General features: G+C 66.4%; 20 protein-coding genes and 1 other RNA gene. 8 read left to right on the forward strand and 13 right to left on the reverse strand.

What is annotated here, in order from left to right; all coding sequences use genetic code 11:
- Nucleotides 1–22 precede the first annotated feature (22 nt).
- The 3 genes from rpoH (at nucleotide 23) to mtgA (ending at nucleotide 3,041) form a co-directional block, all read left to right on the forward strand.
- Nucleotides 23–928 (forward strand): RNA polymerase sigma factor RpoH, encoded by a 906-nt coding sequence (rpoH, locus tag NDN01_RS09765; RefSeq protein WP_272627194.1) that lies wholly within the window; start codon nucleotides 23–25, stop codon nucleotides 926–928.
- On the forward strand, nucleotides 894–2,195 hold the full coding sequence (locus tag NDN01_RS09770) for a flavin monoamine oxidase family protein (protein ID WP_272627195.1): 1,302 nt from the start codon (nucleotides 894–896) through the stop codon (nucleotides 2,193–2,195). Before rpoH ends, NDN01_RS09770 begins: the two co-directional genes overlap by 35 nt.
- Nucleotides 2,196–2,345: 150 nt before the next feature.
- Nucleotides 2,346–3,041 (forward strand): monofunctional biosynthetic peptidoglycan transglycosylase, encoded by a 696-nt coding sequence (gene mtgA, locus NDN01_RS09775; protein WP_272627196.1) that lies wholly within the window; start codon nucleotides 2,346–2,348, stop codon nucleotides 3,039–3,041.
- A 56-nt stretch (nucleotides 3,042–3,097) separates the two neighbouring features.
- Here mtgA and NDN01_RS09780 read toward each other — a convergent pair whose 3' ends face one another.
- From NDN01_RS09780 to NDN01_RS09810, 7 genes are all read right to left on the reverse strand, one after another.
- Nucleotides 3,098–3,421: a YbaB/EbfC family nucleoid-associated protein gene (locus NDN01_RS09780; protein ID WP_272628146.1), complete on the reverse strand. Its 324-nt coding sequence runs from the start codon at nucleotides 3,419–3,421 to the stop codon at nucleotides 3,098–3,100.
- Nucleotides 3,421–5,070 carry a DNA polymerase III subunit gamma/tau gene (locus tag NDN01_RS09785; RefSeq protein WP_272627197.1) on the reverse strand — a complete coding sequence of 550 codons (1,650 nt, stop codon included), beginning with the start codon at nucleotides 5,068–5,070 and terminating at the stop codon, nucleotides 3,421–3,423. Before NDN01_RS09785 ends, NDN01_RS09780 begins: the two co-directional genes overlap by 1 nt.
- Nucleotides 5,071–5,131: 61 nt before the next feature.
- An RNA gene (ffs, locus tag NDN01_RS09790) (signal recognition particle sRNA small type) lies at nucleotides 5,132–5,229 on the reverse strand.
- Between the two features lie 39 nt (nucleotides 5,230–5,268).
- Nucleotides 5,269–5,496: a hypothetical protein gene (locus NDN01_RS09795; RefSeq protein WP_272627198.1), complete on the reverse strand. Its 228-nt coding sequence runs from the start codon at nucleotides 5,494–5,496 to the stop codon at nucleotides 5,269–5,271.
- Between the two features lie 44 nt (nucleotides 5,497–5,540).
- Nucleotides 5,541–5,870, reverse strand: coding sequence for a 2Fe-2S iron-sulfur cluster-binding protein (locus tag NDN01_RS09800; RefSeq protein ID WP_272627199.1), 330 nt, complete (start codon nucleotides 5,868–5,870; stop codon nucleotides 5,541–5,543).
- Nucleotides 5,870–6,964: a cysteine desulfurase family protein gene (locus NDN01_RS09805; RefSeq protein ID WP_272628147.1), complete on the reverse strand. Its 1,095-nt coding sequence runs from the start codon at nucleotides 6,962–6,964 to the stop codon at nucleotides 5,870–5,872. The genes NDN01_RS09800 and NDN01_RS09805 overlap by 1 nt, the downstream gene beginning before the upstream one ends.
- Entirely contained in the window at nucleotides 6,961–8,031 is a 1,071-nt protein-coding gene (locus NDN01_RS09810; RefSeq protein ID WP_272627200.1) for a cysteine desulfurase family protein, read from the reverse strand. Before NDN01_RS09810 ends, NDN01_RS09805 begins: the two co-directional genes overlap by 4 nt.
- A gap of 111 nt (nucleotides 8,032–8,142) precedes the next feature.
- Between NDN01_RS09810 and NDN01_RS09815 the strand changes: the two genes are divergently transcribed.
- Both NDN01_RS09815 and NDN01_RS09820 read left to right on the forward strand, forming a co-directional pair.
- Entirely contained in the window at nucleotides 8,143–8,799 is a 657-nt protein-coding gene (locus NDN01_RS09815; RefSeq protein WP_272628148.1) for an alpha/beta hydrolase, read from the forward strand.
- On the forward strand, nucleotides 8,799–9,704 hold the full coding sequence (locus NDN01_RS09820; RefSeq protein ID WP_272628150.1) for an ADP-ribosylglycohydrolase family protein: 906 nt from the start codon (nucleotides 8,799–8,801) through the stop codon (nucleotides 9,702–9,704). Before NDN01_RS09815 ends, NDN01_RS09820 begins: the two co-directional genes overlap by 1 nt.
- On the opposite strand, the gene NDN01_RS09825 is transcribed toward NDN01_RS09820, so the two are convergent.
- Together NDN01_RS09825 and NDN01_RS09830 are read right to left on the reverse strand one after the other, a co-directional pair.
- Nucleotides 9,701–9,901, reverse strand: a complete 201-nt coding sequence (locus NDN01_RS09825) for a hypothetical protein (protein ID WP_272627201.1) — start codon at nucleotides 9,899–9,901, stop codon at nucleotides 9,701–9,703. The two genes, NDN01_RS09820 and NDN01_RS09825, sit on opposite strands and share 4 nt — an antisense overlap.
- 1 nt (nucleotide 9,902) lies before the next feature.
- Nucleotides 9,903–10,871, reverse strand: coding sequence for a threonine ammonia-lyase (locus NDN01_RS09830; protein ID WP_272627202.1), 969 nt, complete (start codon nucleotides 10,869–10,871; stop codon nucleotides 9,903–9,905).
- Nucleotides 10,872–11,005: 134 nt separating this feature from the next.
- Between NDN01_RS09830 and NDN01_RS09835 the strand changes: the two genes are divergently transcribed.
- The 3 genes from NDN01_RS09835 (at nucleotide 11,006) to NDN01_RS09845 (ending at nucleotide 14,036) form a co-directional block, all read left to right on the forward strand.
- Nucleotides 11,006–12,226, forward strand: a complete 1,221-nt coding sequence (locus tag NDN01_RS09835; protein ID WP_272627203.1) for a type III PLP-dependent enzyme — start codon at nucleotides 11,006–11,008, stop codon at nucleotides 12,224–12,226.
- Nucleotides 12,227–12,374: 148 nt separating this feature from the next.
- Entirely contained in the window at nucleotides 12,375–13,424 is a 1,050-nt protein-coding gene (locus tag NDN01_RS09840) for a 1,9-bis(guanidino)-5-aza-nonane synthase (RefSeq protein WP_272627204.1), read from the forward strand.
- 180 nt (nucleotides 13,425–13,604) lie between these two features.
- Nucleotides 13,605–14,036 (forward strand): MAPEG family protein, encoded by a 432-nt coding sequence (locus tag NDN01_RS09845; RefSeq protein ID WP_272627205.1) that lies wholly within the window; start codon nucleotides 13,605–13,607, stop codon nucleotides 14,034–14,036.
- 160 nt (nucleotides 14,037–14,196) lie between these two features.
- Here the strand turns inward: NDN01_RS09845 and NDN01_RS09850 are convergent, their stop codons facing one another.
- From NDN01_RS09850 to NDN01_RS09865, 4 genes are all read right to left on the reverse strand, one after another.
- Nucleotides 14,197–16,089, reverse strand: a complete 1,893-nt coding sequence (locus NDN01_RS09850; protein ID WP_272627206.1) for an XrtA/PEP-CTERM system amidotransferase — start codon at nucleotides 16,087–16,089, stop codon at nucleotides 14,197–14,199.
- A gap of 90 nt (nucleotides 16,090–16,179) precedes the next feature.
- The gene (gene xrtA, locus NDN01_RS09855; RefSeq protein WP_272627207.1) at nucleotides 16,180–17,727 is read right to left on the reverse strand and encodes an exosortase A; all 1,548 of its coding nucleotides are present in this window, start codon (nucleotides 17,725–17,727) and stop codon (nucleotides 16,180–16,182) included.
- Nucleotides 17,724–18,935, reverse strand: a complete 1,212-nt coding sequence (locus NDN01_RS09860) for a TIGR03087 family PEP-CTERM/XrtA system glycosyltransferase (RefSeq protein WP_272627208.1) — start codon at nucleotides 18,933–18,935, stop codon at nucleotides 17,724–17,726. The genes xrtA and NDN01_RS09860 overlap by 4 nt, the downstream gene beginning before the upstream one ends.
- Nucleotides 18,935–20,002: a FemAB family XrtA/PEP-CTERM system-associated protein gene (locus NDN01_RS09865; RefSeq protein ID WP_443025221.1), complete on the reverse strand. Its 1,068-nt coding sequence runs from the start codon at nucleotides 20,000–20,002 to the stop codon at nucleotides 18,935–18,937. Before NDN01_RS09865 ends, NDN01_RS09860 begins: the two co-directional genes overlap by 1 nt.
- Nucleotide 20,003: the final 1 nt, after the last annotated feature.

A 20,003-nucleotide genomic window follows, 5' to 3' on the forward strand; every position in this document is an offset into this window, starting at 1 on the left:
CTCAGGTAAGGGAGATTTGATCATGGCAAGCGGCAGCAACGTCCCGGCGACGATCCCCGCACTCGGTGGAGAGGCAAGCCTCAACCGCTATCTGTCCGAGATCAAGAAGTTTCCGATCCTCGCGCCCGAGCAGGAATATATGCTCGCCAAGCGCTTCGAGGAGCATGGCGACACCGACGCGGCGGCGCAACTCGTCACCTCGCACCTCCGCCTCGTCGCGAAGATCGCGATGGGTTATCGCGGCTATGGCCTGCCCGTGTCCGAGCTCATCTCGGAGGGCAATATCGGCCTGATGCAGGGCGTGAAGAAGTTCGAGGCCGATCGCGGCTTCCGTCTCGCGACCTATGCGATGTGGTGGATCCGCGCCTCGATCCAGGAATTCATCCTGCGCTCGTGGAGCCTGGTGAAGATGGGCACCACCGCCGCGCAGAAGAAGCTGTTCTTCAACCTGCGCCGGATGAAGTCCAAGCTCGACGCATTCGAGGACGGCGATCTCAGCCCTGAACATCTCGCCAAGATCGCCAAGGATCTGGGGGTGACCGAAGAAGAGGTCACCAGCATGAACCGCCGCATGTCGATGGGCGGTGACACCTCGCTCAACGTGCCGATGCGCGAGGATGGCGAGGGTCAGTGGCAGGATTGGCTCGCTGATGACGCCCCCTTGCAGGACTCGGTCGTCGCCGACGCTCAGGAGGCCGACGTGCGCCACGACATGCTCGTCTCGGCGATGGACGACCTCAACGAGCGCGAGAAGCACATCCTGACCGAGCGCCGCCTGACCGATGATCCCAAGACCCTTGAGGAACTGAGCCAGGTTTATGGCGTCAGCCGCGAGCGTGTCCGCCAGATCGAGGTGCGCGCGTTCGAGAAGTTGCAAAAGGCGATGATGCGCCTTGCCGGCGACAAGCGGATGCTGGTCGCGGCCTGAACGCGTGGCGGGTGCTGACGCGGTCGTCGTCGGCGCCGGCGCGGCCGGGATCGCCGCTGCGCGGCGGCTCCAGGAGGCTGGGCTTGATGTCCTGCTGGTCGAGGCGGGCAACCGCCTCGGCGGCAGGGCGTATAGCGTGCGTATCGAGGACATGACGGTCGATCTGGGCTGCGGCTGGCTCCACTCGGCCAGACGCAATCCGTGGACCGAGCTCGCCGGGCACTATGGCTTCACCGTCGATCGCTCGCCCGCCAACTGGAGCACGCAGTGGCGCGACCTCGGCTTCCCCCCTGCCGAGCGCCATGCCTATCACGAAGCATGGATGCGCTGGGAGGAAGCAGCCCATGCCGCGCTCACTGGCCCGGACCAGCCCCTTTCCGCGTTCATCGCCCCCGACGATCCCTGGCGCCCGCTGATCGATGCTGTCTCGGGCTATGTCAACGGCGCGCCGCTCTCGCGCGTGTCGCTCCACGACTGGGCCGCCTATGAGGATTCGGCGACCGAGGACAATTGGGCGGTCCGCGAAGGATATGGCACGCTGGTCGCCCGCCATGCCGAGGGGCTTGCCGTCCGGCTCGACACCATCGTCACCTGCATCGACCATCGCGCGCAAACGGTGCGCGTCGAGACCAGCCGCGGCACCATCGAAACCCGCCGCGTCATCGTCTGCGTACCATCGACGATGCTCACCGGGGAACGCATCACTTTCGATCCGCCTCTGCCCGACAAGCACGCGGCGGCCACCGCGCTCCCGCTGGGTCTGGCCGACAAGCTCTTCCTGCACGTTGACGGAACCGACCTGCCTGATAACGGCCACCTCATCGGCAACCCATACAGCGCCTGTACCGCAAGCTATCGTCTCGGCCCGTTCGGCCTGCCGCTGATCGAGTGCTTCTTCGGCGGAGACTGTGCCGAAGCGCTCGAAACCGATGGTGACGGCGCGGCAGCCGATTTCGCGATCAGCGAACTGGTCGCCCTGCTCGGCAGCGACTGGCGCGCGCGCCTCATCCCCGTCGCCGCGACCCGCTGGCGCGCCGAGCCGCATATCCACGGCTCCTATTCCCACGCCCATGTCGGTGCCGTACCGCAACGCGCCGTGCTGGCGGCCCCGGTCGAGGACCGGCTGTTCTTCGCCGGGGAGGCCTGCTCGACTCATGATTTCTCCACCGCCCATGGCGCTTTCCAGACCGGCGTTGCGGCGGCAGACGCAGTGATCGGAACGCTCCCCTTTCGAAGCCGGTTTACCGCGCCCGCGTCCCTCGCCTAGAAGCGCAGAATGAGCGACGAACGGGGGCCGCCATCGGAATTCGGGGCTGCCCCCGCGGCGCGGTCTCCCGGCGTGCGAGCCGGTTCGATTCAACCAGGCGCCCGACCTTTGCTAGGGGTCCAGGCCGCCACTACGGAACCAGTGCCCGACATGCCTCGTCGTCGTTCATTCCTGCGCCGTCTCGTCGGCTGGTTCTTCAAGGCGATCGGCGCCTTCGTCCTGCTGTCGCTGCTGATGGTGCTGCTCTATCGCTTCGTACCGCCGCCGGTCACGCTGACCATGCTCGGCGACGCGGTCGCTGGGCATGGCATCACCAAGGCCTGGATGCCCCTCTCCCGCATCGATCCCGACATGCCGCGCGCCGCGATCGCGGGGGAAGATTCGGGTTTCTGCACTCATCATGGCTTCGATATCGCTGCGATCGAGAAGGCGTACCAGCGCAACGCGCGCGGGGGCCGAATCCGTGGCGGCTCGACCATCAGCCAGCAGACCGCGAAGAACGTCTTCCTGATCCAGGGCGGCGGCTATGCGCGCAAGGCGCTCGAGGCCTATTTCACCGTCCTGATCGAGACGATCTGGGGCAAGAGGCGGATCATGGAGGTCTATCTCAACGTCGCGGAGACGGGCATCGGCACGTACGGCGTCAACGCCGGCTCGATCCGCTATTTCGGCCATGACGCGTCGACGATGACGCCTGCCGAGGCAGGCCGCATCGCCGCCGTCCTGCCACTCCCCAAGAAGCGCGCCGCCATCGACCCGCGCGGTTTCACCCGCCGGCACGGCAACACGATCTCGCGACGGGTCGGCGTGGTCCGCAACGACGGCCTCGACGCCTGTCTGCGATAGCCGCTCCTCTCCCGGATAAGCGGGAAAATGCCGCGCCGCGACCTTTGGACGTTCCCTTAAAAGGGCAGCTTGAACCCCGGCGGCAGCGGGATGCCGCTGGTCATCTTGGACATTTCAGCGCTCGACGCTGCATCCGCCTTCGCCTTGGCGTCGTTGAACGCAGCGACGATCAGGTCTTCAAGCATCTGCTTCTCGCTCGCCGCGAGAAGCGATTCATTGATATCGACGCCGATGATCCGGCCCTTGGCCGAGGCCTTGACCTTGACCAGCCCGCCACCGGCCGCGCCCTCGACCTCGATCGCGTCGAGACCGGCCTGCGCCTTGGTCAATTCGGCCTGGACGTTCTGCGCCATGGCCATGATGTCTTCGATACTCTTCATCATACGCTCCGTTGTGCCGCCATCAGGCGGTCGAGTTCGCTTTCGGGAAATTCGGCATCGGGAAACGTCTCGAACGCCGCCTTGACGACCGGCGTGTCGAGGATGGCGGCGCGCATCGCCTCGCGCTTCGCCTCTTCCACCTCGCGGATCGTCGGCTCGCCCTGCGCGTCCTCCGACGTGACCTTCCACGGCTTGCCGGTAAGCCGCTTCAGCTCGATATTCAGGTCCCGGATCAGGTCAACCGGCAGCGGCCGGGAGGAGCTCAACACCAGTTCGGGCGCGACGAAGCGCACCACGCTGGCGCTCCGCGCCATCTTCACCGCCAGCGTATGCTCGCCCTTGTCCTCAAGGAACGCGATCAGGTCGCGGATCGAGTTGGGCAGGTTCGCCTCGGCAGGCTGGGCCTCCGCGCGTGGCGCGGGCGCGGCAGGCGCCGCGCCACCCATCGGCGCCCCGTTGGCGATCATCCGCGCCAGCTCGCCCGGATCGGGCAGCGTCGAGGCATGGATCAGCCGCAGCAGCGCCATCTCGCAGGCCTCGATCGGCAACGCCGCGCGTGCGACCTCGTCATGGCCCTTCAGCAGCAGCTGCCATAGCCGGTGAAGCGATGCGAAGCTCAGCTTCCCGGCCCATTCAGCCAGTGCCTCGCGCTCCTCGGTCGCCTGGCCCGCCTCCGGTGCGGTTCCCAACTTTACCAGCGTCGTCGCGTGCACCGTTTCGAGCAGCGCGCGCAGCACGCCAAGCGGATCGACACCGAAATCATATTGCCGCCGAAGCGCCGAAAGTGCCCCCTGCCCATCGCCGCTCAGCACCAGCCCGAACAGGTCGCGGGTCGCGCCCCGATCGGACAGGCCAAGCATCTCGCGCACCGCGCCGGCTCTCACGCCCTCGCCCTCGATGCCAGCATGAGCGATCGCCTGGTCGAGGATCGACAGACCATCGCGCGCCGATCCTTCCGCCGCCCGGGCGATCAGCGCCAGCGCCTCGGGTTCCGCCTCGACGCCCTCGGCCTCGGACACCCGCGCGAAATGCTCGGCCAGCTTCTCCGCCGGAATGCGCCGCAGGTCGAACCGCTGGCAGCGCGACAGCACCGTCACCGGCACCTTGTTCACCTCGGTCGTGGCGAACAGGAATTTCACATGCGCCGGCGGCTCCTCAAGCGTCTTGAGCAGCGCGTTGAACGCGTTCTTCGACAGCATGTGCACTTCGTCGACGATGTAGATCTTGAACCGCGCCGACACCGCCGAATAGCGCGATGCGTCGATGATCTCGCGAACATCGTCGACGCCGGTATGGCTGGCGGCGTCCATCTCGATCACATCGATATGCCGCCCTTCGGCGATCGCGCGGCACGGCTCACACACGCCGCAGGGATCGATCGTCGGCCCGCCATTGCCGTCGGGCCCGATGCAGTTCAGCGCCTTGGCGATCAGTCGCGCGGTGGAGGTCTTGCCCACCCCGCGCACCCCGGTCAGCAGGAAGGCATGGGCCAGCCGCCCGCGCTTGATCGCGTTGGCGAGCGTCGTGACCATCGCATCCTGGCCGATCAGCTCGGCAAAGGTCTGCGGCCGGTATTTGCGCGCGAGGACGCGATAGACCTCGGCTTTCGCGGGCTGGGGCGGTTCGCCAAGATCGAAGGAGTCGGACATTGCGATCCATCTAGGCGGTCGCGCTCCGCGACGCCAGAGATCGGGCAGCTTTTAGATGGAGCGGGGTGGGAGCCGGAACGACCCGCGGCGAAATCGTTGCGGCTGCTTCCTTCCGGATCTGACCGGGTTGGCGACGACCACGTCCGCCCGACTCCCGGGGGCCATATGGGGGAGCCGGGCGGACTGATCAAGCCCGCATTACCAGCGGACGCGGACCTTGCGGCAAACCCGCGTGCGATGATGGTTCCGCCACTGGGTGCGGCATACCGTCTTCCAGCGCCAGCGATTGTGGCGGTTATTGCTCACATGGCGAACGGTGGTCCGTTCCCGCACCACGGTCTGGCCGCTGCCCGACGCCATTGCCGGCAAGGGGGTCAGGGCGGCCGCGCCGATCAGGCCTGCGGCCATCAATGCCAATATCTTCATGGGTATCGTCTCCTCCGCGCCATCAAGGCACGGGGACGAAATGATCAACGACCCTGCATGTTCCGCACCTCGCCCGGAATCCGTACCGTCAGTCCGTCGAGCGTGTCGTCCAGCCAGATCTGGCAGGAGAGCCGGCTGGTCCGCGACGCACCGGCCGCGAGATCAAGCATATCCTCCTCATCCTCGCTCGCGCGCGGCAGCCGGTCGAAATCCGCCGCGTCGACGATGACATGGCAGGTCGAGCAGGCCATCTGCCCCTCGCACGTGCCCTCGAGCGGCTGGCCATCAGCCTGGGCGACCTCGAGCAGCCGGTCGCCGGGCTCCGCCTCGACCTGGCTGATCGATCCGTCGATCCGGACGAAGCGGACGAGCATCAGGCGGCGATCCGCTGTGCGGCGGCGGCCGCGGCAATCCGGTCGATGGCGATCACCAGTTCCTCTTCCGTCGTATAGCGCCCGAAGCCGAGCCGGATGCTCGACCGGGCCTGCACCTCGCTCAGTCCGATCGCGCGCAACACATGGCTTGAGCGCCCCGACCCGCTGGCACAGGCCGAGCCCGCCGAAAAGGCAATATCGCGCAATTCGGACACCAACCGGTTCACATCAAGCCCGTCGCGGCGAATATTGAGATTGCCATGATAGCGCCGCTCGAACGATCCGTTGATCGTCCAGTCGGCGCCCAGCCGTTCGCAGGCCATGGCCCGGAGCGTCGCGACATGCGCCGCGTCATCGTCACCATAGTCCGCGGCGAGCCGGGCGGCGGCGCCGAAACCAGCGCACAACGCTGGCGACAGCGTGCCCGAACGCCCCGACGCTTCCTGGCCGCCGCCATGAAGCAGCGGCTCGATCGCCACGCCGTCGCGTATCCACAGCGCGCCGATGCCCTTCGGTCCATGGATCTTGTGCGCCGAGATCGCGATCAGGTCGCACGCAGGCGGAATCTCCATCCGGCCATAACCCTGCACCGCATCGCACAGGAACAGCGCCCCTGCCTCATGGGCGATCGCGGCAAGCTCGGCGATCGGCTGGATCACGCCGATCTCGTTGTTGACCAGCATGGCCGAGACCAGCGCCGTTCCGGGCCGGATCGCCGCCCGCGCCGCGTCGAGGTCGACCAGCCCGTCCATTCCCACGGGCAGCAGCGTCACCGCCTGCCCCGCCCGTGCGAGCGCTTCGACCGTATCGAGCGTCGCGGCATGTTCCGTCGCCAGGGTGATGATGCCGCCCTGCCCCACGCCCTTCAGCGCCCAGTTGATCGCCTCGGTCGCGCCGCCAGTGAAGCTCACCGAGCCGCCAGTCGGCAACAACGCCGCCACCGCATCCCGCGCCACTTCGACAGCCGCCTTTGCCATCCGCCCCGGCGCGTGCGCCGAATGCGGGTTGGCGTGCTGGCCCTGAAGCCACGGCAACATCGCGGCCAGCGCCTCGGGCGCGAGCGGCGTCGTCGCCTGATAATCGAGATAGATCATGCCGCGAACGCCCGCGCCGCGCGCGATACACTGCGCCATTCGGCAATGAAGGCCTCGATATCGGCCTCGGTGGTCGACCGCCCGAAGCTGACCCGCACCACCTCGCGGGACGCATCGACACTCCAGCCCATCGCGCCCAGCACGTGACTCGGCTTCATGCTGCCCGAGGAACAGGCGCTACCCGCCGACACGGCGATCCCCGCCATGTCGAACCGGATCAGCTGAGTCGTCGCGGCCAGCCCGCGCATGCGATAGGCACCGATCGCGGGATGCTGGCCCCGCGCCACCACCTCGCCGCCCGAGCGCGATATCGCGTCATCAAGCTTCGACCGAAGCGCAGCCAGGCGTCCGGCATCCTCCGGCACACCCAGCGCCGCTGCGAAACCAAGCGCGCCGGGCAGGTTCTCGGTTCCGGCGCGATAGCCGCGCTCCTGCCCGCCGGTCGGTATCAGCGTGGCCATGTCCCGCACCAGCAGCCCCCCGACACCGGGTGGCCCGCCGCGCTTGTGTGCCGAGATCGCGACGAAATCGGCGTGCGCCGCCACATCCGAATCGCCCCGTGCCGGCATCTGCGCCGCGTCGACCAGCAACAGGCCGCCGGCGGCATGGACCGCCTCGGCAATCGCCGCGACCGGCTGGCGCACACCTGTCTCGCTGTTGGCCCATTGCACCGCGACCAGGACGCGCCCCGCCACCCCGAGCACATCCGCCAGCACCGTGACATCGATGACACCGGTCGAATCCACGGGGAGCACCGTAGCATCCAGCGCGACTCGCATCACCGAATCATGCTCCACCGCGGAGATCGCCCGCCGTTCAGCAACTGAGCGGTTCAGCGCGATCCCCAGCGATTCGCTTGCCCCGCTGGTCAGGATCGTCTCCCCGGTCCAGCCATAAGCAGCGGCGATCCGTGCCCGCGCGTCCTCGAGCGCCGCGCGGGCCGCGCGTCCCTCGGCATGCGGGGACGACGGATTGGCCCAGCGCGCCATGCCCTCAGCCATCGCCGCCACCGCTTCGGGCAGCATCGGCGTCGTCGCTGCATGATCGAGATAGATGCGGTCGGCCAAGCCCGGCTGTCTCCAAAAAAGGCAGAATGATTGCGCCAGGGCGCTCGATGCCTATATAGCGCCCAATTCCGCGCGGCCCACGCGCTCACCGAATTTTTGTCAGCAGGTCACATGCCAGAAGTCATTTTCCCCGGCCCCGACGGCCGTCTCGAAGGTCGTTTTGCTCCCGCGCCGCGCCCGCGCGCGCCGGTCGCCATGATCCTGCACCCGCATCCGTCCTCGGGTGGCACGATGAACAACCGCATCGTGCAGGAACTCTACAAGACGTTTCAGCGCCGCGGCTTCGCCACGCTGCGCTTCAACTTCCGCGGCGTTGGCAAGAGCCAGGGTACGTTCGACAACGGCGTCGGCGAACTGTCCGATGCGGCGAGCGCGCTCGACTGGGTGCAGAGCTTCCATCCCGAGGCATCGACCACCTGGATCGCCGGCGTCAGCTTCGGCGCCTGGATCGGCATGCAGCTCCTGATGCGTCGTCCGGAAATCCGCGGCTTCATCTCGATCGCGCCGCCTGCGAACATGTACGACTTCACCTTCCTCGCCCCGTGCCCGGCCTCCGGCATCATCATCCAGGGCGAGGCCGACGAGGTCGTGACCCCGCTTGCGACGCAGAAGCTGGTCGACAAGCTGCGCACGCAGAAGCACATCACGATCCACCACGACACGATCCCCAAGGCGAACCACTTCTTCGAGCACGAGATGCCCGAGCTGATGGGCTCTGTGGATCATTATCTGGACATGCGGCTCGACCCGAACTCGCCGATTCGGTGATGTTACCCGCAAGCATCGAGGATCGCGCCATTGGCGCGTTGCTCGGGCTTGCCACCGGCGATGCGGTCGGTACGACCCTCGAATTCTCCGCCCGCGATGTACAGCCGCCGCTGACTGACATGGTCGGCGGCGGGCCGTTCGATCTGCAGCCCGGTCAATGGACCGACGATACGGCGATGGCGCTCGCGCTTGGCTATAGTCTGGTGGAAGAAGGCGCATTCGATCCGCACGATTGCATGACGCGCTTTGTCGACTGGTATCGTCAGGGAACGTATAGCTGCACCGGCACCTGTTTCGATATCGGGATCGCGACAAGCACGGCGCTGCGGCGATTCGAGGCGGAGGGCAATCCATTTGCCGGATCGAATAATCCTGAAAGCGCCGGCAACGGGTCGCTGATGCGCTTGTCTCCTGTCGCCATCTGGGCCGCCCATCGCGGTGAGGATATCGTAGCCGAGGTGGCCCGCAGCCAAAGCTGCCTGACGCATGGTGCGCAGGAATGCCAGGCTGCCTGCGAAGGTTTCGCTGTGCTCACGGCCCGCGCGATCCTTGGTGCGTCGCGGAGTCAAACGCTCGCACCCTTCTCATTCGACCGGCCGCCACGGGTGGCAGAGATCTTCGCGGGCTCATGGCGAGGCAAGACGCGCGATCAGATCTCGTCGAGCGGCTATGTCGTCCACAGCCTCGAGGCGGCGCTGTGGAGTGTCGGAAATACTCGGTCCTTCGAAGAAGCGATCCTCCTCGCCGCCAATCTCGGCGACGATGCGGACACGGTAGCCGCGATCACCGGTCAGCTTGCCGGCGCCCTGTATGGCGCGAGCGGCATCCCCAGCCACTGGCGAGCACGCCTTGCCTGGCGCGAAGAAATCGAACGCCTCGCCCAGGACCTGCTTGGCGAAGGCTAAAGAGTCCAGATCACCACATTGCCGAAAATCACCACTGCCAGCACCAGCATCAGCACCGCCTTCTGCCGATCGCCCTTCTTCACCCAGAGCGCGACACCGCCAAGCACCAGCGCGAACACGGCGAGCATGCTGATCGCTGGGGCCGAGGCCGCCATCGCCTGGGCCACGCCGCCCAATGTCCCGTAATAGCCGTCCATCTTATTCGCTCCCGGCCAGCACGGCGCCATAGGCCGCCAGATCGACATTCCCGCCGGACAGGATGACGAGCGTCCCCGGAACCAACTCAACCTTGCCCGCCAGCAGCGCGGCAAGCGCCACCGCGCCGCCCGGCTCGACCACCAGCCGCAACTGCTCCGCCGCCCAACGCTGCGCCGTTCGAATCTCTGCTTCGCTCACCGCCACGCCCTGCACCCCGCGCCGCGACAGCACGTCGAACGTCAGCGGGGAAACAAGCGTGGTCTGCAACGCGTCGCACGCCGTGCGCGGCGGATTCGGGCCGACCGGCTCGATCCAGCCGGCCTCGAGCGACCGCCGCATATCGTCCCAGCCTTCCGGCTCGGCCACGGTGATGAACGCGTCGCGCAAGCCAAGCGTGATTCCCGCCGCCAGCCCGCCGCCGCCGCACGGCACGATCGCCTGGACCGGCTCGCCCAGCCCGCGCTCGACCATCTGCGCCGACGCCTCGATTCCGGCACTACCCTGCCCTTCGATGATCCAGGGATCGTCGAAACTCGGCACCAGCACCGCGCCCCGCGCCTCGGCAAGTTGCGCGGCAATCGTCTCCCGGCTCTGAGTCGCGCGGTCGTAATCGACCACCTCCGCTCCCAGGGCCAGAGTCCCGTCGCGCTTCGATTTCGGCGCGTCGGCCGGCATCACGATCACCGCTGGCATACCCAGCCGCTTCGCCGCCCAGGCCACGCCCTGCGCGTGGTTCCCCGAAGAGAAGGCCACGACGCCTTTCGCGCGCGATTCTCCGTCGATTGCGGTGAGCCGATGCCATGCCCCGCGCAATTTGAACGCGCCGATCGGCTGCAACGACTCCGCCTTGAAAGCCACTGGGATTCCACGGATTTCCACGACGAACAGCGGCGATGGCGGCAGGATCGCCGCGATCTTGGCTGCCGCGTCACGCACGCCGGCACGGGTAGGTTGTCGCACAAATGTCACATTACGTCTCCGTGGGTCCAATTCCACTTTACATTGGAGAAAGTCGACCCTATTTCGCGCTTCCCGCTGCCCCATGGGACTTCCAACCGCAAGGCAGCTTTCGTCCGCCATCAGGCACTTGGAGGTCCCTTGAGTTGCACAAGCATCATAGCGCGCTGGGGTTAGCGACCACCCTTTCGACCGCGACCCGCGGTTTCGAGATCGCTAAGCACGGACCGGTTCAGCCGGTAACGCTCATTCGCCCGCACGCCGCATCGCGTGCCGCCCGCTTCTTCGTGGAGAAGTTTCCGGGCCGCTCGATGTATGCCGTGAAGGCCAATCCCTCGCCGGACCTGCTGAAGGTCCTGTGGGAGAGCGGAATCACGCATTACGACGTGGCCTCGATCGCCGAGGTACGGCTCGTCTCCCGCACCATTCCCGGCGCGACTCTGTGCTTCATGCACCCGGTCAAGGCGGAGGAAGCGATCGAGGAGGCGTATTTCACGCATGGCGTCCGCGTCTTCTCGCTCGATTCGATCGAGGAACTGGACAAGATCGTCCGCGCGACCCGGTCAGCGCAGGATCTGACGCTCTGCGTCCGCCTGCGCGTGTCGTCCGAGCATTCGAAGCTCAGCCTCGCGTCGAAGTTCGGCGCGGCGCCGGGCGAGACCAAGGCGTTGCTGTTCGCGGCCCGCCAGGCGGCCGATGCCCTGGGCATCTGCTTCCATGTCGGCTCGCAGGCGATGACGCCCGAGGCATATGCCCAGGCGATGGAGCGTGTCCGCGCGGCCATCGTCGATGCGGCGGTCACGGTCGACGTGATCGACGTCGGCGGCGGTTTCCCCTCGACCTATCCGGGCATGGAGCCTCCTCCGCTCGAGCGCTATTTCGAGACGATCCACCGTGCGTTCGAAAGCCTGCCGGTCAGCTACTCGTCCGAACTGTGGTGCGAACCCGGCCGTGCGCTATGCGCCGAGTACAGCTCGCTGATCGTACGGGTCGAGCGTCGCCGTGGCGATGAACTCTACATCAACGACGGTGCCTATGGCGCATTGTTCGATGCGGCGCATATCGGCTGGCGTTTCCCGGTCGAGCTGCTGCGCGAGCCGGACAGCCGGGCGAAGCTGATGGAGTTCAGCTTCTACGGCCCGACCTGTGACGACATGGATCACATGGCCGGCCCGTTCATGTTGCCAGCCGACATCGGTGCCGGTGATTATATCGAGATCGGCATGCTCGGCGCTTATGGCTCGGCGATGCGCACCGCGTTCAACGGCTTCGGGTCGGACGAGACGGTGATCGTCTCCGACGAGCCGATGGCCTCGCTGTACCTCGGCGACGAGCGCGAGGTCGCCTCGAACGTCGTCACGCTGTAACGACTAATTATTATCACCTCCCTCCTCCCCTCCCGCTCGCGGGAGGGGCCGGGGGTGGGCTCGCGTTTTCAACAGATGGCGCGCTCGCTTAAGCCGGGCGCCCACCCCTAGCCCCTCCCGCAAGCGGGAGGGGGACAAGGAAAGAGATATGACCGAAACCATCAACGACACCCGCAAGGCAGAGCTGCTTTCGACTCAGGTCGAGCATATCGACATCACCAAGTTCGACGCGCGCCCGATCGTCGACGCGATGAAGAAGATGAGCTTCACCAGCCGCGATCTGGGCCGCGCGACCGACATCTACAACCAGATGCTCGCCGATCCCGATTGCTCGATCTTCCTGGTGATCGCGGGCTCCACGTCGGCCGGCGGCTGCATGGATCTCTATGCCGAGCTGCTGCGCAACAACATGATCGACGGGGTGGTCGCGACCGGCGCGTCGATCGTCGACATGGATTTCTTCGAGGGCCTTGGCCACAAGCATTATCAGGCGCTCGAAGTGCCGGACGACGATACGCTGCGCTCGCTGCTGATCGACCGCATCTACGACACGTACATCGACGAAGAGCAGCTTCAGGATTGCGACCACACGATCTACGAGATCGCGAACTCGCTCGAGCCGCGCCCCTATTCCAGCCGCGAGTTCATCCGCGCGATGGGCAAGTACCTCGTCGAGAACGGCAAGAAGGACAACAGTCTGGTCAAGCTCGCCTATGAGCATGACGTGCCGATCTTCTGCCCGGCCTTCGTCGACAGCTCGGCCGGCTTCGGTCTGGTCAAGCACCAGGTCGACCGCGCCAAGGAAGGCAAGCCATACATGGTGCTCGACGCCATCGCGGACTTCCGTGAGCTGACCGACATCAAGATCAAGGCTGGCACCACCGGCCTGCTGATGATCGGCGGCGGCGTGCCGAAGAACTTCATCCAGGATACCGTGGTCTGCGCCGAAATCCTCGGCCATGACGACGTCCAGGTCCACAAATATGCGGTCCAGATCACCGTCGCCGACGTGCGCGACGGCGCCTGCTCGTCCTCGACGCTGCAGGAGGCCGCGAGCTGGGGCAAGGTCAACACCGGCATCGAGCAGATGGTGTTCGCCGAAGCCGGCAGCGTAATGCCGCTCCTCGCTTCGGACGCCTATCATCGCGGCCTGTGGAAGAACCGCACCAAGCGCCGCTGGGGCGCCAGCTTCGACTGATATCTTGGCTCCTGCCCGGAACGGGGAGGAGTTTTGAGCGACTGGTGGAGGGGTCTGGAGCGCGGCAACATTGCCGGGCTCCGGGCCCCTGTCCATTTCAGTTACTGACATCATTGAAAGTTGCGCACCCGTCACGATTGAGGCAGCCTCGTCCCAGCACAAAAGGGGGAGTTACCGAAAATGACCGACCACAGCCCGATTCTCGCGCCCGTCGTCGCGCTGATCGCCTGGAGCCTCGTGATGTGGCTCTGGATGTATGCGAAGCGAATTCCGGCGATGAACGCCGCGAAGATCGACACGAAGAACCTCGTCGGTGGCAATGGTGTCGACCTGAAGGCGGTCATCCCGCCCCGGGCGCAATGGCCGGCGGACAATTACAACCACCTGATGGAACAGCCGACCCTGTTCTACGCCATCGCGCTCACCCTGGCGCTGCTGGGTGCCGGCGGCGGACTCAATCTGACGATCGCCTGGGCCTATGTCGGCCTGCGCGTGGTGCACAGCATCGTGCAGGTGACGGTGAACCGGGTTATCATCCGCTTCTCGATCTTCACCCTCGCGACGCTCTGCCTGATGGCGCTGACTCTCCATGCGGCGATGGTGGTTTTCTAAACCACCGGGCTTTGATTCCTCCCCTCCCGTTCGCCCCGAGTAGCCATCGAGCCTGTCGAGATGGCGTATCTAAGGGCACAGGCGTTTCGCGCACCTCTGCTTCGATGATACCCAGGCGATTGAAGAACCGCACCGGTCGGATTGCACCAACCACGTCAGTTTAGCCGAACAACCGCGCCATCGATCGTTCGAGCATCACCAACTGCCATAGCGTCCGGCCATGCTCGGCGCGACCGGCGCGGTGGTCGGCCGCGATCCGCTCGATCGCGCGCGGATCGAACCAGCCGGTGCCGGTCAGCACGCGCGACTTCGCCAGTGCCGCCGCTTCCTCCGCCAGGGGCCCGCGGAACCAAGCGCTGATTGGCGTGACGAAGCCCATCTTGGGTCGATACAGGATGTCGCGCGGCAGATAGCGTTCCATCGCCTTCTTCATCAGCCATTTGCCCTGCCCGCGTTTCAGCCGCATCGAGACGGGCAGGCTGGCCGCGAATTCCACAAGGCGATAATCGAGCAGCGGCTCGCGCGCCTCGAGGCTCACCGCCATGCTGGTCCGGTCCGCCTTGGTCAGGATGTCGCCGGGCAGCCAGTGCTGGAAATCGGCATATTGCGCGCGGTCGATCGCATCGCGCGCGGGCGCATCACGCATGCTTCGGACATAGCGGTCTTCGGCACGGTGACCGCCCAGCGCCCGCTTCGCCTCATCGGAAAAGAGCAGCCCGCGCAGCGTCGGCGTCGTCACGCCGACTGATCGCGCATAGGCCTCCGCGCCGTCCTCGGCGAGCGCGAGCAGCGTCGTCTTCGCCCGCAGCCGTTGCGGCGCCCAGTCGGCCTTGGGATAGAAGCGCCCGAGCGCCCCGAACGTACCCGCCCTGATCGAGGGAGGCAGCAGCGCCCGCACGCGTTCCTCGGCGGCCTGGAACTTGTAGCGACGATATCCGGCGAACGCTTCGTCAGCGCCGTCGCCGGAAAGGGCCACCGTCACATTCTCGCGGGCCAGCTCGCACACGCGGTAGGTCGCCAGCGCCGACGCATCGGCAAAGGGCTCGTCAAAGGCTGCGACCAGCGTGTCGATCAGCGCGAAATCATCCGCCGCCACCACGCGTTCGCGATGCTCCGTCGCGAAGCGCTCGGCGATCTCGTTCGCATAGGATCGTTCGTCGTGCCCTGCCTCGTCGAACCCGATCGTGCAGGTCTTCACCGCGCGCTTCGACGCTTCGGCCATCAGCGCGACCACCGCGGAGCTGTCCACCCCGCCGGACAGGAACGCACCGAGCGGCACGTCCGAAACCATCCGCGAGGTCACTGCCTCGCGCAGCCGCTCGACCAGTTCCTCCTCAAGCGCCTTCTGCTTGCCGGTAGCCCGCCGCGAGAAATCGACATCCCACCAGCGCGACGGCGCGGGAAGCGACTTGCCCCGTTCGAGCAGCAGCGAATGGCCGGCGGGCAGTTTCTTCACACCCGCGATCAGGCAGGCATCGTCCGGCACATAGCCGAACGCCATATAATCCTCGACCGCGCGGATATCGGGCGAGCGTCGCAGCAGCGGATGGGCAAGCAGGCCCTTGAGTTCGGACGCGAAGGCAACGCCGCCGTCCGACAGTTCGACATAATGGAGCGGCTTCACCCCGAGCCGGTCGCGCGCCAGGAACAGGCTCTGCCTTCGCGCATCATGCAGCGCGAAGGCGAACATGCCGTTCAGCCGGTCGAGCATTGCCGGTCCCCAGAGCGCCCAGCCGTGGAGCAACACCTCGGTATCGCCCCTGGTGACGAAGATCGCGCCAAGCGCCTGCAGTTCGGCGCGCAGCTCGGCGAAATTATAGATTTCGCCATTATAGGTGACGGTCAGCGAGCCGTCGGCGCTGGCCATTGGCTGCGGGCTGCCCGCAACGTCGATGATCGACAGGCGGCGATGCCCCAGCCCGACGCCCGGTGCGGTCCACACGCCCGATCCATCGGGCCCGCGATGCGCCTGGGCGTCCGCCATGGCGGCGATTCGGGCCGGATCGACCGGCTTGGGCGTGGCGGGATAGAAGATCCCGGCGATGCCGCACATCAGTTAAGTCCCCACCCCTTCGTCACCCGTCCTGCTAGACAGGAAGCACGATGCTTCGACAAGCTCGACGCGCCCCAAATCGCCGCCGGCTCAGCGCGGCATGCCAGCGCTGCGATCAGCCAGCACGTCGATCGGCCCCAGCGCGGCGAGAAAGGCCTCGATGGCGGCGCGCGGATCGCGGCCCGGCATCACCTCGGCCGAGATATGCACCGCCACTGCCCGCTGTGGCCCGCCAAGCAACCGTGCCTTGAGTGTTTCGAGCTTCACCGCCCGGTCATCGTGAGTCACCACGTCGCCGACCCGGTACCAGGTGGCGATCCGGCGCTCGACCGGACCCGGCGCGGTCGCCCGGATGACCGATCCGCCCGCGATATCGGGCAGGTCCTCGATCCGCACCCAGACATCGTCCTCGCGGATCGCGCCGACGCCGAACGACACCAGTTCCTTGCCTTCATGCTGGCTGCCATACACCGCCACGGCGAGATCGACGGCATCGCCCCGGCCATTCTCGTACCGCCCGATCAGATAATGGTCCGCACCCGGATAATAGGGTGCCCAGGGCGCGCGCACGCTCATCGGCGCGCGGTGCCAGCCGGGCACCTCCGGCAGCGTGATCGCGTTCGGCAGTGCCTGCGCCCGCCCCGCGATCGCGGCCGACCAGGCCGGGAAGATGCCGGCGACGGTCAGTACCAGTGCCGCCGCGACCAGCGCGTCGCTTCGCCGCTTCGGTTCGGCCTGCAATTGCGCGGGGTCGAACACCGGCGCATCCGGCACTCGGTCGAACCAGCGCCAGCCGATCGCCAGCACCGCCGCCATCACCACGCCGAAGAACACCCAGCCATAGACGATATGGTCCATGCCTGTCGCCCGCTCCACCGAGGTCAGGTACGCCGCATAGATCGTCCCGAACGCGCGCAGGCCGTTGGCGATGACCGGCACGATCAGCGCAACGATCATGAAGATCGCGCGCCGGGTCCAGGAGGTGAAGCAGACATTCGCCACCAGCGTGCCATAGGCGATCATCGCGATGACGAATTTCGCGCCGGAACAGGCCTCGGCCACCTCGAAATAGCCGTTGGGGATGGTGATGAGCACGCCATCGACATGTGCCGGCACACCGAACAGATGCAGCAGCGGCATCACCATCTCGACGGTAACTGTCTGGAGCGGCCCTTCAAGCCCCTCGCCGAACGGCACCATGAAGAAAGCATAGCACAGCGGGAACAGCAGCCCCCGGGCGACATTGGGGCCAAGGATCGTCACAACGGCGCCCTGGAGCATGATCACCAGCCCGAGATGCCGCGCCAGCGCGACACCCGCCGCGTCGCCGAGCAGCCAGCCGAATCCGCCGACGGCGACTAGCGCAAGCCCCGGCCACCACGCGACCAGCGTCAGCTGCGCAAGCTCCATCCGGCGCTGCCACACCAGCCAGCCGATGACCGGGGCGATGAACAGGCAATGCCCGAAGGTCGTGCTGGTCCACCAGATGCGCGCAAGATCGGCTGTGTCGGCCCGGAACAGCAGCAACAGCGCGATCGCGGCCCCGGCAAGGATCGTCGCGTGACGCCGCCAATGGGCATCGAATCCGCGCGCCTCGTTCCCGGCCGCGACCTCGGCCGCCGGGAATGCGACGGTCATGCAGCCGACCTCTTCGGCGGTGCCTTCACCCGGATGCCGAGGATCGAATCGAGCGGCGCGAGACATGCCTGCCAGCTGTAACGCTTCTGCACCTGCTCGCGTGCCTCGCGGCCCATGACGCTTGCCGAAGTCGGATTGTCCAGCACGGCGATCACTTCCTCGGCGATCTCGCCGACCGTCGCGCCGATGCGGATCGTACCGCCATGGTCGATCCCCTCGGCCGCGGCGGCCGAAGCGACCACCGGGCGCGCCATCGCCATCGCCTCGAGCACCTTGTTCTGCACGCCGCGCGCCAGCTTCAGCGGCGCGACCACGACCGACGCCGCCGCCAGCCAGCCGCGCACGTCGGCCACCTCGCCCGTGACGATCACGCCCGGCTGCTTCGCCAGCGCCCTGACTGCTTCCGTCGGGTTGCGCCCAACGATCGCGAAGCGCGCCTGGGGGTGGCGTATGCGGACATGCGGCAGGATCGTCTCGACGAACCAGGTCACCGCCTCGATATTCGGGCGGTAATCCATCTGGCCGGTGAAGACCATCAGCTCGCCGGTCGTGTCGATCCGCTTGAAATGGGCGACCGGATCGAAGAATTCGGTATCGATGCCGTTCTCCACGACATGCACCCGCTCGGCGCCGGTTTTCGACCTGAACAGCTCCGCCTCGGCCGCGCTGACGAACAGGCTGGCATCGGCGATCTTGGCGACGGCGCGCTCATGGCTGAACAGCATCTTCGCCTCGCGCTTCATGAACCACGCCGTCGGGCCCTTGGCGGTCTTCGCGTAAGCGGTGAACTTCGCCGAATCCATGTCGCAGAAATCCATGATCACGCGCTGCCGCGGCCGGGACGGCAGATATTGCGCCATCTGGCTCGAATAGACGTAGATCGTGTCGATCGAATGCGCCGACAGGATCCGCTCGACCTGCTCGCGGAGCGGACGGTTCTCGAATGCCGTCAGCGACACCGGCTTGCGCGTGAAGATCGCCTCGAGCGCCGCCACCGCGCGCGGCTTGGAACGCCAGATGATCGATCGGTTGCCGGTGAATTTCGCCAGCCCGCTCTTCTGCTTCATGTCGCGCGTGTCGTCGGCGAACGCGATCAGATGGACCCGTTTGCGCGCCGACAGGAACTTCAGGATGTTGAACCCGCGAATCTTGTCGCCCCGATCCGGCGGATAGGGCACGCGATGCGCCAGGAACAGGATGTCGCCCATCAGCCGAGTCCTCTGGAAATATGCGGCCCAATCCCGTTCGCGACCCAAAGCGGCAGCTTCTTCCACGCCTCGACCTGGAATCGATAGCGCGGATTCAACGGGTTGATTTCGCGCGGCGTTTCCCCGGCCGCCGCGCGCTTAGCATACATCAAGGGAACACCCTGGAAACCCCAGTTCTTCTTGAATGCGGCAGGTCCGGTTCCAGTCTTTGAGCGTCCGAAGTCGAAACGCGTGCAGCCTTTGGCCCTGGCATGCGCCATCAGCGCGAAATACATCCGGTCATTGGCCCGCAGCGCGCGCGCCGCCTGAGTCCCCCCGCCCCAATAGGGGTAGACGGTGCCGTCCATATACAGGCTCAGCACGCTCGCCACCGGTTTCCCTCCCGATCGGATCGTCAGGATATCCGCAGACTCACCGAATTCCTTCAGGACCGACCGGAACAGCTTCGCGGGGAACACCGGGGTGCCCAGGTTGCGCACCGACTCGGCATAGACGGCATAGTGCGCCCGCAGGTCGGCATCATGACGCCCGACCGAAACCTCAAGCTCGATGTCTAGGCTCTTGCGCACCTCGGCCCGCTGTTTGCGCGGAATGGCGGTCAGTTCAGCCTCGTCGGTTTCAGCGAGCGGGCGCACGAAGCCAAGATAGGTCTCGTCGTCGCGAATCCATTCCGGCCCTTCGACCGGACCACCGCGAATCTCCAATGTCGGGCAGCCGAGCTTCTCGGCCAGGGCCCAGGCGGCCTCGCCCAGCGGCCGCACGGCATCGTCGCTCTCGGCAAGGATTCCCCCGCCGACCGCGAAACCGTTCGAGACGAGCGCCTTGCCGAACAAGGGCGAGCGCACCTCGGTCAGCGGCAGCATTGCTGCCAGCGACCCGTTGGCGCGCTCCGCCACCAGCGTATGGCTGCGCTGCCCGCAGCCTTCCGCGACCGCGGCACTCCACGTCGGGAGATGAAAGGGCGTGCCTTCCGGATGCGCGCGCACGAACGAGTCGAGCCGCGCCAGCTCCGCCGCATCACGCAGATCGACCGCGCGCAGCCCCAGCGGCGCCGAGACGAGCGGCATG

It is taken from the genome of Sphingomonas sp. QA11 (genome assembly GCF_028473665.1).
GTDB lineage: Bacteria > Pseudomonadota > Alphaproteobacteria > Sphingomonadales > Sphingomonadaceae > Sphingomonas > Sphingomonas phytovorans.

Coding starts and splice junctions, on each gene's coding strand:
- rpoH (WP_272627194.1), top strand. CDS start 23: ATGGCAAGCGGCAGCAACGTCCCGGCGACGATCCCCGCACTCGGTGGA.
- mtgA (WP_272627196.1), top strand. CDS start 2,346: ATGCCTCGTCGTCGTTCATTCCTGCGCCGTCTCGTCGGCTGGTTCTTC.
- NDN01_RS09780 (WP_272628146.1), bottom strand. CDS start 3,421: ATGAAGAGTATCGAAGACATCATGGCCATGGCGCAGAACGTCCAGGCC.
- NDN01_RS09785 (WP_272627197.1), bottom strand. CDS start 5,070: ATGTCCGACTCCTTCGATCTTGGCGAACCGCCCCAGCCCGCGAAAGCC.
- NDN01_RS09795 (WP_272627198.1), bottom strand. CDS start 5,496: ATGAAGATATTGGCATTGATGGCCGCAGGCCTGATCGGCGCGGCCGCC.
- NDN01_RS09800 (WP_272627199.1), bottom strand. CDS start 5,870: ATGCTCGTCCGCTTCGTCCGGATCGACGGATCGATCAGCCAGGTCGAG.
- NDN01_RS09805 (WP_272628147.1), bottom strand. CDS start 6,964: ATGATCTATCTCGATTATCAGGCGACGACGCCGCTCGCGCCCGAGGCG.
- NDN01_RS09815 (WP_272628148.1), top strand. CDS start 8,143: ATGCCAGAAGTCATTTTCCCCGGCCCCGACGGCCGTCTCGAAGGTCGT.
- NDN01_RS09820 (WP_272628150.1), top strand. CDS start 8,799: ATGTTACCCGCAAGCATCGAGGATCGCGCCATTGGCGCGTTGCTCGGG.
- NDN01_RS09825 (WP_272627201.1), bottom strand. CDS start 9,901: ATGGACGGCTATTACGGGACATTGGGCGGCGTGGCCCAGGCGATGGCG.
- NDN01_RS09840 (WP_272627204.1), top strand. CDS start 12,375: ATGACCGAAACCATCAACGACACCCGCAAGGCAGAGCTGCTTTCGACT.
- NDN01_RS09845 (WP_272627205.1), top strand. CDS start 13,605: ATGACCGACCACAGCCCGATTCTCGCGCCCGTCGTCGCGCTGATCGCC.
- NDN01_RS09850 (WP_272627206.1), bottom strand. CDS start 16,089: ATGTGCGGCATCGCCGGGATCTTCTATCCCGCCACGCCCAAGCCGGTC.
- xrtA (WP_272627207.1), bottom strand. CDS start 17,727: ATGACCGTCGCATTCCCGGCGGCCGAGGTCGCGGCCGGGAACGAGGCG.
- NDN01_RS09860 (WP_272627208.1), bottom strand. CDS start 18,935: ATGGGCGACATCCTGTTCCTGGCGCATCGCGTGCCCTATCCGCCGGAT.
- NDN01_RS09865 (WP_443025221.1), bottom strand. CDS start 20,002: ATGCCGCTCGTCTCGGCGCCGCTGGGGCTGCGCGCGGTCGATCTGCGT.